A 15,277-nucleotide genomic window follows, 5' to 3' on the forward strand; every position below is an offset into this window, starting at 1 on the left:
AGTCCTTTTCTCACTGCAGGACTTGCATGAACACCCTCTCGGAGCCTCCCAGTCGTCTTTCCCCAAGACCTCTATTGCCGCCGTTCCCGCTGAAGCATCCCCTATTCAGACTGCTAACCTTTTCCCGGCCATCGGACCGCGTTTTGTTGTGCCCGGCATTCTGAATATCAATAAAGAGACAGAGACTTCTATATGGAATGGTTAGCGGATCCAACGGCCTGGCTCGGCCTGTTGACCTTGATTGTGCTGGAACTGGTACTGGGCATCGACAACCTGGTGTTTATCGCGATCCTGGCGGACAAGCTGCCACCGGAGCAGCGTGACCGTGCGCGGTTGATTGGCTTGTCCCTGGCACTGCTGATGCGCCTGGGCCTGTTGGCAAGTATTTCCTGGTTGGTGACCTTGACCCAGCCGTTGTTCGAGGTGTTCGACAAGAGCTTCTCCGGACGCGACCTGATCATGCTGTTTGGTGGTGTGTTCCTGTTGTTCAAGGCCACCATGGAGTTGCATGAGCGGCTCGAAGGGCATGTCACCGAACGCACCGGCAATGCGGCCTACGCGATGTTCTGGCCGATCGTGGCGCAGATCGTGGTGCTGGACGCGGTGTTCTCCCTCGACGCGGTGATTACTGCGGTCGGCATGGTGGATGAACTGGCGGTGATGATGATCGCGGTGATCGTGTCCATCGGCGTAATGATCGTGGCCAGCAAGCCGCTGACCCGCTTCGTGAATGCGCACCCGACAGTGATCATGCTGTGCCTGGGCTTCTTGATGATGATCGGTTTCGCTCTGACCGCCGAAGGCCTGGGCTTCCATATCCCCAAAGGCTACCTGTACGCGGCCATCGGTTTCTCGATCCTGATCGAGGTGTTCAACCAGATCGCCCGGGCGCGCCGCAAGAAGTCCGCGCAAGGCCTGCGGCCGATTCGTGAGCGCACGGCCCATGCGGTCATGCGTTTGCTGGGTGGTCGCAGCCTGGCGGTGGAAGAGGTGGGTGAGGACGTTACCGACCTGTTGGATGGCGCCGATAATAGCCAAGGCCCGCTGTTCGATCGCCGCGAACGGATCATGATCAGCGGCGTATTGCAGCTGGCCGAACGGCCGATCCGCACCTTGATGACCCCGCGCGCGAATGTGGACTACATCGATCTGGCTGACGATCCGGAGACCATTCGCCTGAAACTGATGCACTCGTCCTACTCGCGCTTGCCGTTGATCCGTAACGGCGCGGTGGATGAGCCCCTGGGCTTCGTGCACAAGAAGGAACTGCTCAAGGAGTACCTGGCCGGCAATGAGCCGAACCTGGAACACCTGGCGCGACGGGCGATCAACCTGCTCGACAGCTTCTCGATCCTCAACGCTCTGGAGCAGATGCGCCAGGAGTCGACGCACATTGCTTTTGTGATCAATGAATTCGGCGATTTCATGGGGGTGTTGAGCATGACCGACATTCTTGAGTCCATTGCCGGTGAGTTGCCGGATGCCAGTGAAGTAGAAGGCCCGGATATCGTCGAAGAGCAGGGCGGCTACCGCGCCAACGGTGCGTTGAACCTGAACCTGATCCGCCAGCGCACCGGTTTTCAGGCGATGGCCACCGAGGATTACCAGACCCTCGCCGGCCTGGTGATGAGCCTGTTGGATCGCCTACCGGTAGTGGGCGACAGCCTGGAACACGCCGGCTGGCGCCTGACCGTGGCAGCGGTGGAGGAGCGGCGGGTGACGCAGGTGCTGTTGACCCCGCTCGCGGTGGGTTAACGGGGCCTGGCCCTTTTGGTCGGCACGCCACGGGTGTGCCGCGCGAAGGTTTTCTTCAGGGTCTGCTCCTGGGTTTCCCAGGGGCCGAACCCTTTGAGTGTTTCGACCAGCGTGCCGTTTTTCAGTATCAGCAGCGTCGGTGTGCCGGTGACAGCGGGGTGCCGAGGCGTCTGGCTGGTATCGAGTACATAAAGGGCGGCCTGGCGGCGATAGCGGCTGGCCACTTTACTGAACAGTGGCTTGGCCGTTCCGCATGCCGGGCACTGGGGCGATACAAAGAGCATGAACACCGTGCGTTGTGTCTGCAGCGCCCGTCTATACGCATCCGCGTCATCGATCACTGTGTTGATCAGTCCCATGACAGTCTCCTTCTCAGGTCCGTGGCCAAACCCTAAGCCGGGTGGGGCCGGCGGTCTACTGTCAGAATTCACAGGTAGCGCACCCCAATGTGTCGGATCGCAACGGATTGTGGGGCGCGGTAGCAGTGCGTGGGTCGTCGCGGGCGGGGCGTCGGTGGCGTGGCGATTTCTTATGTGCATGATTTAAAACGACTTTAACGTTTGAATATTTTCCTGGGACTGGCTGTGGCACACTTTCTGCTGCTTATTCCGTTGTTACATACCGTGTTCCGTTACAGCGGAATAAGCGGCTTCCGCCACGCCTGGCGCAATTCCTGAAAAATATCCATTTTTAATCAAGGAGCAATTTTATGAGCGTTACTCGTTACGGCGCCGGCAGCACCGCCGGCGGTGGCCAACCCCGCCCATTCGCCCGTGCAGTGGAGGCGGATGGCTGGCTGTACGTATCGGGGCAGGTGCCGGCAGTGGATGGCGAAATCATCAATGGCGGGATTGTCGAGCAGACTCACCAGACCATGAAGAACCTGGTGGCAATCCTTGCAGAGGCCGGTTATGAGCTTAAAGACGTGGTCCGGGTGGGCGTATGGCTGGAAGACCCACGGGATTTCTGGAGTTTCAATAAGGTATTCGGTGAATACTTCACCCCCGAACACGCCCCGGCACGGGCCTGTGTGCAGGCAAACATGATGGTTGATTGCAAGGTCGAGATCGATTGCGTGGCCTACAAGAAAAAAGGCTGAATGCCTGATCTAAAGCCCACTCAAATCCAAAGTGGACTGGGTTTGGGTGGGAGCGGGCTTGCTCGCGAAAGCGGTGTATCAGTGCCAGATTTGTTGGCTGACACAGCGCTTTCGCGAGCAAGCCCGCTCCCACACAAGCGCCGCTCCTACATGGACCTTTTATGCCGATGAAGACTGCCATGACCGAAGACACCATCAAACGCCGCGCCAAAGGCCTCGACCGGGCGTTCGATATCCTCGATTTTCTCAAGGAAGTCGGCCAGCCCCTGCGCCCCAACGATATTGCCAGTGGCATCGGCAGCCCCAAGTCCACGGTCTACGAGTTGGTCGCGTCCCTCCTCGAGCGGCGGATTCTCGAAACCGTGGGCAAGGATGGTCATGTCTACCTGGGCCGCCAACTGTACTTCCTCGGCCAGGCTCACTTGCGCCATTTCGACCTGACCCGCGAGGCCGATCACGCGTTGCAGGAAATTGTCCGCCAAACCCACGAGACCGCGCAGATGTGCCTGCTCAACGGGCGCAAGTACACGGTGGCGCTGATGCGCGAGGGCCAGCGGCATTTCCGGATTTCTTCGGATATCGGTGAGAACGCGCCGATCCCCTGGACCGCCTCCGGGCGCTTGCTGCTGGGGCATTTGAGCGACCAGCAGATCATCGATCTGATCGACCCCGATGACTTCATCCTGCCGGACGGCCAATGCCTGCCCCTGGACACCTTTCTCGGGCAGATCCGCCAGGCCAGCCTCGATGGTTTCTTTTCCTTCGACAGTGTCGCCGACACCTTTACCCACTGCTTTGCCGCGCCGGTGCGCGATGCCCAGGGCATCGCCATTGCGACCCTGTGCATCGTCGCCCCACGGGCCGACGCCCAGAACCATTACAACGACTACCGCCGGGTGCTGATCGACAGCGCCAACAACCTGGCCCGTCGTATCAATGAATAGCCAAACGGAGTAATCCCATGCCGGTCTTCAATGCCGTTGAAAAAGGCGCTGCCGCCAGCGGTGCCCATCTGGTACGCGACGTCAGCTTGCCTGCCCTGGTGCTGCACCGCGCGGCGCTGGAACACAATATTCAGTGGATGCAGGACTTCGTCAGCAAAAGCGGCGCGCAACTGGCGCCCCATGGCAAGACCAGCATGATGCCGGCGCTGTTCCAGCGTCAGTTGGCGCAAGGCGCCTGGGGCATCACCCTGGCCACCGCCGTGCAGACCCGCGCCGCCTATGCCGGTGGTGTGCGCCGGGTATTGATGGCCAACCAATTGGTGGGCGCGCCGAACATGGCGTTGATCGCCGAACTGCTGGCGGACCCAGGCTTTGACTTCCATTGCATGGTCGACCACCCGGACAACGTGGCTGACCTGGGCGCGTTCTTCGCCGCCCGTGGCCTGCGGCTGAACGTGATGATCGAATACGGTGTGGTCGGCGGTCGCTGCGGTTGCCGCAGCGAGCAAGAGGTGCTGGACCTGGCGCGGGCGATCAAGGCCCAACCGGCCCTGGCGCTCACGGGTATCGAAGGCTACGAAGGGGTTATCCACGGCGAGCATGCCATCAGCGGTATCCGCGAGTTTGCCGCGTCGTTGGTGCGCCTGGCGGTGGATATGCAGAACAGCGGTGCCTTTGACCTTGGCCAGCCGATCATCACCGCCTCGGGTTCTGCGTGGTATGACCTGATCGCCGAATCCTTTGCCGCGCAAAATGCCGAGGGGCGCTTCCTCAGCGTGCTGCGCCCCGGCAGCTATGTGGCCCACGACCACGGCATCTACAAGGACGCGCAATGCTGCGTATTGGACCGGCGCAGCGATCTCAGCGAAGGCCTGCGTCCGGCCCTGGAAGTCTGGGCCCACGTGCAGTCATTGCCGGAGCCTGGGTTTGCGGTGATTGCCCTGGGCAAGCGTGACGTGGCCTACGACGCGGGCTTGCCGGTGCCGCTCAAGCGCTACAAGGCCGGCGTGCTGCCGGCGGTGGGCGATGACGTGAGTGGCTGCAAGGTCACGGCGGTGATGGACCAGCATGCGTTCATGAGCGTGGCGGTGGGGGTTGAGCTGCGGATTGGCGACATCATCTCGTTTGGCACATCGCACCCATGCTTGACGTTCGATAAGTGGCAGGTGGGGTGCCTGGTGGATGAGCAGTTGCAGGTAATCGAGTCGCTGCATACCTGCTTCTAGGCTACGGCCACTGTAGGAGCGAGCTTGCTCGCGAAAATCGTCAACGATAACGCTGGTCGTCTGACACCCCGTGGCGATCTTGCGTTTTTCGCGAGCAAGCTCGCTCCTACAGTGCAGGTGTATTTGGAGAACTGTGAAATGAAGCCAATCCCGCGCATCGCCCTGATCGGCGAATGCATGATCGAACTGCAACACCGCGCCGACGGCAGCCTGCACCAGAGCTTCGGCGGCGACACCCTGAACACCGCCATCTACCTGCGCCGCGAACTGGGGGCAGACAGCACGGTGGACTACGTCACCGCCCTGGGCGATGACAGCTTCAGCGATGCCATGTGCGCGCAATGGGCCTCCGAAGGCCTTGGCCTGCAGCGAGTCCAGCGCTTGCCGGGCCGTCTGCCGGGGTTGTACTGCATCCAGACCGATGCCAATGGCGAGCGCAAATTCCTCTACTGGCGCAACGAAGCGGCGGTGCGCGATTGCTTCACTACCCCTGGGGCGGAACCGATCCTGGCGGCCCTGCCGGGCTACGATGTGCTGTATTTGAGCGGGATCACCCTCGCGGTGTTGGGTGAAGTCGGGCGTACACGCCTGCTGGCTGTGTTGGTCGAAGCCCGTCAGCGGGGTGCCAGAGTGGTGTTCGACAACAACTACCGGCCACGTCTTTGGGCCAGTGTCGAAGCCGCCCGCGAGGCTTACCGGCAGGTGCTGGAGCATGTGGATCTGGCCTTGCTGACCGAGGACGACGAACGTGCCTTGTTCGGCTATGCCGACGGCGATCAGGTGTTTGCGGCCTATCCGGGGGTTGATGAAGTGGTGCTCAAGCGCGGCGCGGATGACTGCCTGATTCGCCAAAGCGGCCAGCGTTTCGCGGTGCCGGCGATCGTGGTTGAGAAGGTGGTGGACACCACGGCGGCGGGGGATTCGTTCAGTGCGGCTTACCTGGCCAGCCGGCTGCGCGGTGGTTCGCCGCAAGAGGCGGCTTTGGCTGGGCATTGGCTGGCGAGCCGGGTGATCCAGGTTCCGGGTGCGCTGATTCCCAGGGATTGAGGGTGTAAGGCCGCCTGCGGCGGATCGCGGGCAAGCCCGGCTCCCACATTTGGCCGGGTTCACACCTTCCAGTGTGGGAGCTGGCTTGCCTGCGATAGCGGCCTTGAGCCAAGCGCTCAGTCGCGGTAGAACACCTGCACCAGGTGGTAACCAAACTTACTCTTGATCGGCCCGTGTACCACCCGTAGGGGTTTCTTGAAAATCACCGCATCGATCACCCCGACCATTTGCCCCGGCCGCACTTCACCGAGGTCGCCGCCGCGCTTACCGGACGGGCAGGTGGAGAATTTCTTGGCCAGCACATCAAAGGCTTCGCCCTTGGCAATACGCTGCTTGAGCTGTTCGGCTTCCTCGCTGGTCTTCACCAGGATGTGGCGGGCTTGGGCTTTCATTGGGCAGTTACCTTGCAACGGTCGGGCTTGAAGGCGCGGGATTATGCATCAACTTGGCCTTTGACGCCGATCATGCTGCGGATTTTCGTGGCCAACTGGTCGATGGAAAATGGCTTGGCCACCATGTCCATGCCGTCTTCCAGGAAACCCTGGCGCTCGGCGGCGGTTTCGGCGTAGCCGGTCATGAACAGCACCTTGAGCTCGGGGCGGTGCTGGCGGGCGATTTCCGCCAGTTGCCGACCGTTCATGCCGGGCAGGCCGACATCGGTCACCAGCAAATCCACCCGCAGATCGGATTCGAGCAACGGCAGCGCCGCTCGCGCATCTGCGGCCTGGTGGGCGGTGTAGCCCAGCTCATCGAGCAGGTTGATCACCAGCATGCGCACCGCCGCATCGTCCTCGACCACCACCACGGCTTCGCCATCGCGCGCCACTGGAGCTTCCATCGGGCTCTGGGGCTGGGGTTTTTTCAGTGCGGTGCCGTGCAGGCGCGGCAGGTACAAGCGCACACAGGTGCCTCGGCCCGGCTCGCTATGGATCGTGACGTGGCCGCCGGATTGCTGGGCAAAGCCATAAATCATCGACAACCCCAGCCCGGTGCCCTGGCCGATGGGCTTGGTGGTGAAAAACGGGTCGAAGGCCTTGGCCAGGATTTTCGGGGTCATGCCGGCGCCGTTGTCGCATACGCCGAGCATCACGTAGTCGCCGGCCTTGACCGGTTCCAGGGTGGTGATATCGGTGCCGTCGAGGTAGCTGTTGGCTGTCTCGATGCTCAGTTGCCCGCCATCGGGCATGGCGTCGCGGGCGTTGATCACCAGGTTGAGCAGGGCATTTTCCAGTTGGCTGGCGTCGGTGTTGACCGGCCAGATGTCGTTGCCCAGTTTTACCTTGAGGTCGATATGGGCGCCTTTGGTACGCCGGAACAGCTCTTCCAGGGACGCCACCAACTGATTGGGGTCCAGGGGCCGCCGATCCAGCGACTGGCGCCGGGAGAAGGCTAGCAGGCGGTGGGTCAGGGCGGCCGCACGATGGGCCGAGGACACGGCGGCATCGGTGAAACGAGCGATCTCATCGCTGCGCCCGGCAGCGATGTAGCGCTGCATCAGGTCCAGGCTGCCAATGATCCCGGTGAGCATATTGTTGAAGTCGTGGGCGATACCGCCGGTAAGCTGGCCGACCGCTTCCATTTTTTGCGCATGGCGCAACGCATCTTCGGCGCGCTCGCGTTCGAACATCTCGTTTTGCAGGCGCTGGTTGGCTTCGGCCAGGGCCTGGGTGCGCTGGGCCACGCGCTCTTCGAGGTTATCGTTGAGATGGCGCAGGGCCTCTTCGGTGAGTTTGCGCTCGGTCTCGTCGATCACAAAGATGTAGAAGCCATTGACCGAGCCATCGGCGCTGAAGCGCGGCAGGTATTTCATCAGTGCGTGCCGGGGCCGGCCATCGCGATGGGGGGAGATGGTGATGAAGCTGCAGGCCTTGCCCTTGAGCGCGGCGGCGATTTTATCGGCGCGCCCGGCATACACTTCGGCGCCGATCACTTCGCGAATGCTCTTGCCATACAGTTCTTGCGGAGTCAGGCCGTACCAGTCGAGGTAGGCGCTGTTGTTCAGGCGAAAGCGTTCTTCGTGGTCGACATAGCCGATCAGCACGGGCATGGCGTTGATGATCAGTTGCAGCTCGGTCTGGCTCTGGCGCAGGGCCTGTTCGGTGTGCTTGCGTTCGGTCAGGTCCAGCGCTGCGCCGAGAAAACGCACCGGCCGGCCATGATGATCCTTGTAGCAGCGGCCACGGGCAAACACCCAGCGTACCTGGCCGTCTGCCTGGAGCAGGCGATATTCCTCGGCGTATTCGGTGCCATGGGTAATGCAATGCTTGATGCTGCGCGCCACCATGCCACGGTCTTCCGGGTGCACGCCTTGCAGGTAGTCGCTGATGGGCAATTGGTGGGCGTTGAGCGGATCGACCCCATGCAGCTGGGCAAAATGGCTGTCGGCAATAAAGTTGTCTTCGCTGATATCCCAGTCCCAGGTGCCCACCGCGTCGGTGGCGGCCAGGGCCAGTTGCAAGCGCTGCTCGGTGTTGTGCTGGGCCTTGAGGCTGGCTTCGGAACGTTGCTGCAGCTCCTCGGCCAGTTGCCGGCGTTCGTTGGTTTCAATGGCGGTCACCAGGATCCCGGCAACCCGGCCACGTTCGTCGCGGATCGGGCTGTAGGTCAGGTCCAGCCAGATTTCCGTATCGCGGTGGTTGCGCTGCAGGACAAAACGCTGCTCGCTGAAGGTGCGCACCTGGCCGGTCAATACGGCGCTGTAGATCGGCGCGGTGAAGTGTTGCAGCTCCGGCCAGACCGCGTGTGTCGGCTGGCCGAAAGCCTGGGGGTGTTTGTTGCCGGCCAGCAGGGCAAACCCGTCGTTGTAGATTTGCGTGAGTTCGTCGCCCCACAGCAACAACATTGGCATCGGCGAGTGGATGACAATATCGATTGCCGTGCGCAGGCTTTGCGGCCAGTGGCTGGCATCACCGAGGGGGCTTGTGGCCCAGTCCAGCCGTGCGATCAGGGCCGCGGCCTGGCTGCCGGTGGGTGATCCGTTCATGTAAGTGTCCCGCGCGTAACGCTTGAAGAATGACAGAAGCCGATTATCCCGTGCTGCGGAAACGGCTGACTACCCCTCGAAAAATAGCATGCTTGAGGGGTTTATCTTCAAATGAGTGCATTGACGCTGAAACCTTTCATCTTTTTATCCCAGCTCCGGCCGGTTGCGAAACTGCTCCAGGGCTTCGGGGTTGGCCAGGGCATCGGTGTTTTTCACCGGTTCCCCGTGTACGACGTTTCTTACCGCAAGCTCGACGATCTTGCCGCTGATGGTGCGCGGAATATCACTGACGCCGAGGATTTTTGCCGGCACGTGGCGCGGCGTGGTGTTGGCGCGGATCACCTCGCGGATCTGCTGTTCCAGGGCGGCGTCCAGGTGTTCGCCGTCATTGAGGCGCACAAACAGCACCACGCGCACATCGTCCTGCCAGCGTTGACCGATGGCCAGGCTTTCCAGGACCTGCGGGACTTTTTCTACCTGGCGGTAAATCTCCGCCGTGCCGATGCGTACGCCCCCCGGGTTGAGCACCGCATCCGAACGCCCATGGATCAGCAGGCTGCCATTGGGCCGTTGTTCGGCATAGTCGCCCTGGGCCCACACGCCGGGGAACTGGCTGAAATACGAGGCGCGCAGCTTGTCCCCGTGGGGGTCATTCCAGAGGCCGATGGGCATGGCCGGGAAGTGCCGGGTACACACCAGTTCGCCTTTGTCGCCAATCAGCGGCCGGCCCTGGTCGTCCCACACTTCGATTGCCATCGCCAGGCTCTTGCATTGCATCTCGCCGCGCCTTACCGGCAGCACGGGGTTGCCGATCACGAAGCAGGAGACGATATCGGTGCCCCCCGACATCGACGACAGACACAGCTCCTGCTTGATCTCGCGGTACACATAGTCGTAGCTCTGGGGCGAGAGCGGCGAGCCGGTCGAGATCAGGCCCTTGAGGCTGCCCAGGTCGTGGCTTGTGCGTGGTTGCAGGCCGGCCTTTTCCAGGGTGGCGAGGAATTTTGGGCTGGTGCCGAACACGCTGATGCGCTCCTGGTCGATCAGGTCAATCAGACGCTCTGGCCCGGGGTGAAACGGCGAGCCGTCATACAGCACCGCCGTGGCGCCAATGGCCAATACCGAGACCAGCCAGTTCCACATCATCCAGCCGCAGGTGGTGTAGTAGAACAGGCAGTCGTCGCGCGACAGGTCGGCGTGCAGGCCGTGCTCCTTGAGGTGGGTCAGCAGCACGCCGCCGGTGCCGTGGATGATGCACTTGGGCACGCCGGTGGTGCCGCTGGAGTAGAGGATGTACAGCGGATGGTCGAAGGGTACGGCGGCAAACTGCGGTTCGCCGCCTGGGCGGTAGAAGTCCCCCCACAGGGTTACTTCGGCCTGGGTCTGGTAGTCGTCGACACGCGCTTCGGGCCGGGCGTAGGGCACGATGATCAGTTGTTGCAGGGACGGCAGGCGGTCGAGGATTTCGTTGAGCTTGGCGCTCTGGTCGATCAGCTTGCCCGCGTAGCGATAACCGGCGCAGGTGATCAGCACCTTGGGTTCGATCTGGCCGAAGCGATCGATCACCCCTTGGGTGCCGAAATCCGGCGAGGAGCAAGACCAGATCGCCCCCAGGCTGGTGGTCGCGAGCATGCCTACCAGCGTTTGCCAGGTATTGGGCATGCACGCCGCCACCCGGTCGCCCACGCCCACGCCGGCCGCTTGCAGGCTGCGCTGCAGGCCGGCGACGTGGCGAGCCAGTTCGGCATAGGTCAATTGTTCGCGCTGACCGTCTTCGCCGATGGCGACTACGGCGGGGTGCTCATCGCGGCGGCGCAGCAGGTGCTCGGCAAAGTTCAGGGTAGCGCCGGGGAACCACTGGGCACTGGGCATCTGCGCGCCTTCCACCAGCACGGTGCTGGGTGGCGTACGGAACTGCACCTCGAAAAACTCGACAATCGCCGCCCAGAAGGCCGGGCGCTGGTCGATGCTCCATTGGTGCAGGGTGGGGTAATCGTTGATCTGCAACGCGTGGCGATCATTGATAAAGCGCCGGAACTGGTCCATCCGGGTGTTGTGGATGCGTTCCGGGCTGGGTTGCCAGAGGATGTCGGACATAGGCTCGTCTCTTGTTCTTTTCGCAGATGTTTGACACTGCAAAGATCCCAAGGTGGGAGCGGGCTTGCTCGCGAAAGTGGTGGTTCAGTAATGAATAGGTTGACTGACACACTGCTTTCGCGAGCAAGCCCGCTCCCACATTTGGATCGGCGTTGTGCGCAGGATGGGTTTATTGGGCCAGCCAACCTCCATCGATATTCCACGCCGCGCCACGCACCTGGCTGCCGGCCTCGCTGCACAGGAACAGGACCAGTTCGCCCAGTTGCGATGGGGTCACGAATTCCAATGACGGCTGCTTCTCGGCCAGCAGGTCATGCTGGGCCTGCTGCGGGTCAACGCCTGCGGCGATGCGATCATCGATCTGTTTTTGCACCAGCGGCGTCAGCACCCAGCCGGGGCAGATGGCGTTGCAGGTCACATTGCTGGTGGCGGTTTCCAGGCCCACGACCTTGGTCAGGCCGATCACGCCGTGTTTGGCTGCGACATACGCCGCCTTGCCCACCGAGCCGACCTGGCCGTGTACCGAGGCGATATTGATGATCCGCCCCCAACCCTTGGCCTTCATGCCCGGCAGGCTCAGGCGCGTGCTGTGGAACACCGATGAAAGGTTGATGGCGATGATCGAATCCCAGCGCTCCACTGGAAAGTCCTCTACCGCCGCCACATGCTGGATGCCCGCGTTGTTGACCAGGATGTCGATACCGCCGAACTCGCGCTCGGCGTAGGCGACCATCTCGGCGATCTGCGCCGGGTCGCTGACATCGGCCGGGTGGTGGCCGACCTTGCCGCCAAAGGCTTGCACCTGGGCGATCACCGCGCTGGCATCGCCGAAACCGTTGAGGATCAGGTTGGCGCCGGCTTTGGCCAGGCTCAGGGCAATGCCCAGGCCGATGCCGCTGGTGGAGCCGGTGACCAGGGCGGTCTTGCCGTTCAATGTCGTCATGAAAACCTCACACAATGCCGGTGGCGTAGAAAGTACCGATCACCACGAACACCGCGAGGGTCTTGATGATCGTGATGCCGAAAATATCCTTGTAGGCTTCGCGGTGGGTCAGCCCGGTGACCGCCAGCAGCGTGATCACCGCGCCATTGTGCGGCAGGGTGTCCATGCCGCCGCTGGCCATGGCTGCGACGCGGTGCAGCACTTCCAGGGGGATATTGGCTGCATGGGCTGCCGAAATAAAGCTCTCGGACATCGCCGCCAGGGCGATGCTCATGCCGCCGGAGGCAGAGCCGGTGATACCGGCCAGCAGAGTCACGGTAATCGCTTCGTTGACCAGCGGGTTGGGGATGCCCTTGAGCCAGTCGGCCAATACCAGGAACCCCGGCAGGGAGGCGATGACGGCTCCGAAGCCGTATTCCGAGGCGGTGTTCATCGCCGCCAACAGGGCGCCGCTGACTGCGCTCTTACTGCCTTCGGCCAGCTTGCTCTTGATCGCCGAAAAGCCGAACACCAGGACCATGATGATCCCCACCAGCAACGCGGCCTGCACCGCCCAGATGGCAGTGAGCTTGGCGATTTCCGTGGTGACCGGCGCGCTCATGCCCGGCAGCGCGAGGCTGTGGGTCTTGCCATACCACTGTGGGATCCAGTGGGTGAACAGCAGGTTCATCACCCCCACCAGAATTAACGGTGACAAGGCGATCCACGGGTTGGGCAGGCTCAGGTCTTCGGCGGTTTCCGGCTCGTTGCGCAAGTCGGTGCCATAGCCTTCACCGGCGCGCTGGGCCTTGTTGCGCTGGCGTGCCAGGTACAGCATGCCGGCGCAGAACACAAAGATCGTGCCGATCAAGCCCAGCCAGGGCGCGGCCCAGGCGGTGGTGTTGAAGAACGTGCTGGGGATGATGTTCTGGATCTGCGGCGTGCCGGGCAGGGCGTCCATGGTGAACGAGAACGCGCCCAGGGCGATGGTCGCCGGGATCAGGCGCTTGGGGATATTGCTCTGGCGGAACATCTCGGCGGCAAACGGGTACACCGCAAACACCACCACGAACAGCGACACGCCGCCGTAAGTCAGCAGGGCGCAGACCAGCACGATCACCAGCATCGCTTGGCGGGTGCCGAGCAAGCGGATGGCCGCTGCCACGATCGAGCGCGAAAAGCCCGACAGCTCGATCAACTTGCCGAACACCGCGCCGAGCAAGAACACCGGGAAATACAGTTTGATAAAACCGACCATTTTTTCCATGAACACCCCGGTAAACGCAGGGGCGACGGCGGAAGGGTCGGTGAGCAGGACGGCGCCGAGGGCGGCGATGGGGGCAAACAGGATGACGCTGTAGCCACGGTAGGCAGCCAGCATCAGCAGCGCGAGCGCCGCCAGGGCAATGATCACACTCATGGTGTGTCTCCATCGGATTGTTATTGTTGTGGGGTAAAGCTGTAGGAAGGGGCTATAGCGGGAATTGTGCCAAGTTTGTAACTCATTGATATATAAGGATAATTAAAGATTTTTGTGATTGGTTTTCGAGTCTTGTCTCTATATCAAGACAAACGAAGTTCCAATGTGGGAGCGGGCTTGCTCGCGAAAGCGGTGTGTCAGCCAATGATTTTGTTGCTGATAGGCCGCTTTCGCGAGCAAGCCCGCTCCCACAATGGGATTGTCTTGGTTTTGGGATGTGTGTCTCTTTATTGAGATTGGGCGATGCCCAACGCCACCATTTTCTTGTACAGCGTCGAGCGCCCCAGCCCCAGCCGCTTGGCCGCCTCCACCACATTACCCTCGCACTGACGCAATGCTGCAGCGATCAACTGCCGGTCAAAGCGCTCCCGCGCCATGCTGAAGGTTTCGACTTCAACGGGTGCCACGGCATCGCGTTCCACCGGGCTGAACGTACCGATTGCTGCGCGAATCTCCCGCGCATCCAGCACCAGATCATCACTGAGCAAGGCGGCCCGCTCCAGCACGTTGCGCAATTCGCGGATGTTCCCCGGCCAGGCATGCTGGGCCAGCAACGCCAGGGCTTCGCGGTCCAGTTCATGCTGGCTGCGCAGTTCTTCAAGGATCGCTTCACTCAACGCCGGGATGTCATCCAGGCGTTCTCGCAGGGGCGGGACCTGGATTGGCAACACGTTGAGGCGGTAGTACAAGTCGGCGCGAAATTCGCCGCGCTTGATCGCGGCTTCCAGGTCGGTGGAGGTCGCGGCGATCACGCGCACGTCGCTGTGGATCATCTCGTTGGAGCCCACCGGCTCAAACTCTTTTTCCTGCAACACCCGCAGCAGTTTGCTTTGCAGGGGCAAGGGCATGTCGCCGATTTCATCGAGAAACAACGTCCCGCCCTGGGCGATTTGCAGTTTGCCGGGGCGGCCCTTGCGGTCGGCACCGGTGAATGCGCCGGGCGCGGTGCCGAAGAACTCGGCTTCCAAAAGGTCGTGGGGGATGGCGGCACTATTGATGCTGACAAAGGCTTTATTGGCGCGCGGCGAGGCACCATGGATGGCCTGGGCCAGCAGCTCCTTGCCGGTGCCGGTCTCGCCCAGCAGCAACACCGGTGACTCGGCGCTCGCACTGCGCCTAGCGCGGCGCTTGACTTCCAGGCTGGCGGCGCTGGTGCCGATAAAGTGCGCAAAGTTGTATTTGCTCTGGCGTGAGCGCAGCAGCGAACGGGTCGAGGCCAGTTCCTGTTGCATGCTCAGGTAGCGCTCGATCATCGGCGAGAGGTTGCGTAACTCATCGAACAGGGCAAAGCCGATGGCGCCGATCACCTTGCCGGCATCGTCGTGGATCGGCAGGCGCATCACCACCAGCGGGCCTTTGGGCGTGTCCTGGATATCCAGGAGGATCGGTTGGTCACTGCGTACCACCTGGCGCAGCAGGCTGTTGGAAATGACCTGTTCGCAGGGTTGGCCGATGGCCTGGTCAGCGCTTTTCAGGCCAAAGCGCTTGGCGTAGCGCTCGTTCATCCACACGATATTGGCGTCGCGGTCGACAATCACAGTGCCTTCGCTGGACTGCTCGATGATTTCGAACAGGGACTGGATCGCCAGGCCGCGAACGTGCTGGTAGTCCTTGAGGCTTTCGCTGGTGTTCATGCTGGCGCCGCCAATAAAAAGGTGAATAGGATCACGCCGCCCCTTGTAGGCGCGAGCTTGCTCGCGAAAAACCTGAGGACGCCTCGGGGT

Annotated in this window: 12 protein-coding genes; 5 read left to right on the forward strand and 7 right to left on the reverse strand. The window is 61.9% G+C overall.

All coding sequences use genetic code 11. The features are described from left to right. The first annotated feature begins 192 nt into the window (after positions 1 to 192). Positions 193 to 1,755 carry a TerC family protein gene (locus tag BHC62_RS21705; RefSeq protein WP_029293728.1) on the forward strand — a complete coding sequence of 521 codons (1,563 nt, stop codon included), beginning with the start codon at positions 193 to 195 and terminating at the stop codon, positions 1,753 to 1,755. Here BHC62_RS21705 and BHC62_RS21710 read toward each other — a convergent pair. Beyond that, a complete protein-coding gene (locus tag BHC62_RS21710; protein ID WP_070996108.1) occupies positions 1,752 to 2,114 on the reverse strand; it encodes a co-chaperone YbbN in 363 nt (120 codons plus the stop codon). The genes BHC62_RS21705 and BHC62_RS21710 overlap by 4 nt on opposite strands. 350 nt (positions 2,115 to 2,464) lie before the next feature. On the opposite strand from BHC62_RS21710, the gene BHC62_RS21715 reads away from it, so the two are divergent. The 4 genes from BHC62_RS21715 to BHC62_RS21730 all read left to right on the forward strand — a co-directional run bounded on the left by BHC62_RS21715 (position 2,465) and on the right by BHC62_RS21730 (position 6,071). Next, entirely contained in the window at positions 2,465 to 2,854 is a 390-nt protein-coding gene (locus BHC62_RS21715) for a RidA family protein (protein WP_029293733.1), read from the forward strand. Between the two features lie 179 nt (positions 2,855 to 3,033). Beyond that, positions 3,034 to 3,798 carry an IclR family transcriptional regulator gene (locus BHC62_RS21720; RefSeq protein ID WP_070996146.1) on the forward strand — a complete coding sequence of 255 codons (765 nt, stop codon included), beginning with the start codon at positions 3,034 to 3,036 and terminating at the stop codon, positions 3,796 to 3,798. Between the two features lie 17 nt (positions 3,799 to 3,815). After that, complete coding sequence (locus tag BHC62_RS21725; RefSeq protein ID WP_070996109.1) at positions 3,816 to 5,024, forward strand: amino acid deaminase; 1,209 nt, start codon at positions 3,816 to 3,818, stop codon at positions 5,022 to 5,024. Between the two features lie 138 nt (positions 5,025 to 5,162). Continuing rightward, entirely contained in the window at positions 5,163 to 6,071 is a 909-nt protein-coding gene (locus tag BHC62_RS21730) for a sugar kinase (protein WP_070996110.1), read from the forward strand. Positions 6,072 to 6,187: 116 nt separating this feature from the next. On the opposite strand, the gene BHC62_RS21735 is transcribed toward BHC62_RS21730, so the two are convergent. The 6 genes from BHC62_RS21735 to BHC62_RS21760 all read right to left on the reverse strand — a co-directional run bounded on the left by BHC62_RS21735 (position 6,188) and on the right by BHC62_RS21760 (position 15,187). Further along, positions 6,188 to 6,463: a peptidylprolyl isomerase gene (locus BHC62_RS21735; RefSeq protein WP_029293742.1), complete on the reverse strand. Its 276-nt coding sequence runs from the start codon at positions 6,461 to 6,463 to the stop codon at positions 6,188 to 6,190. Positions 6,464 to 6,504: 41 nt separating this feature from the next. After that, positions 6,505 to 9,054, reverse strand: coding sequence for a PAS domain-containing protein (locus BHC62_RS21740; protein WP_070996111.1), 2,550 nt, complete (start codon positions 9,052 to 9,054; stop codon positions 6,505 to 6,507). A gap of 144 nt (positions 9,055 to 9,198) precedes the next feature. Beyond that, entirely contained in the window at positions 9,199 to 11,151 is a 1,953-nt protein-coding gene (locus tag BHC62_RS21745) for an acetoacetate--CoA ligase (protein WP_070996112.1), read from the reverse strand. 169 nt (positions 11,152 to 11,320) lie between these two features. Beyond that, positions 11,321 to 12,094, reverse strand: coding sequence for a 3-hydroxybutyrate dehydrogenase (locus BHC62_RS21750; protein ID WP_070996113.1), 774 nt, complete (start codon positions 12,092 to 12,094; stop codon positions 11,321 to 11,323). A 7-nt stretch (positions 12,095 to 12,101) separates the two neighbouring features. After that, positions 12,102 to 13,493: a GntP family permease gene (locus BHC62_RS21755; protein ID WP_029293751.1), complete on the reverse strand. Its 1,392-nt coding sequence runs from the start codon at positions 13,491 to 13,493 to the stop codon at positions 12,102 to 12,104. Positions 13,494 to 13,780: 287 nt separating this feature from the next. Next, the gene (locus BHC62_RS21760) at positions 13,781 to 15,187 is read right to left on the reverse strand and encodes a sigma-54-dependent Fis family transcriptional regulator (protein ID WP_070996114.1); all 1,407 of its coding nucleotides are present in this window, start codon (positions 15,185 to 15,187) and stop codon (positions 13,781 to 13,783) included. Positions 15,188 to 15,277 lie beyond the last annotated feature (90 nt).

The organism is Pseudomonas sp. 06C 126, assembly GCF_001855215.1.
Taxonomy (GTDB): Bacteria; Pseudomonadota; Gammaproteobacteria; order Pseudomonadales; family Pseudomonadaceae; genus Aquipseudomonas; species Aquipseudomonas proteolytica.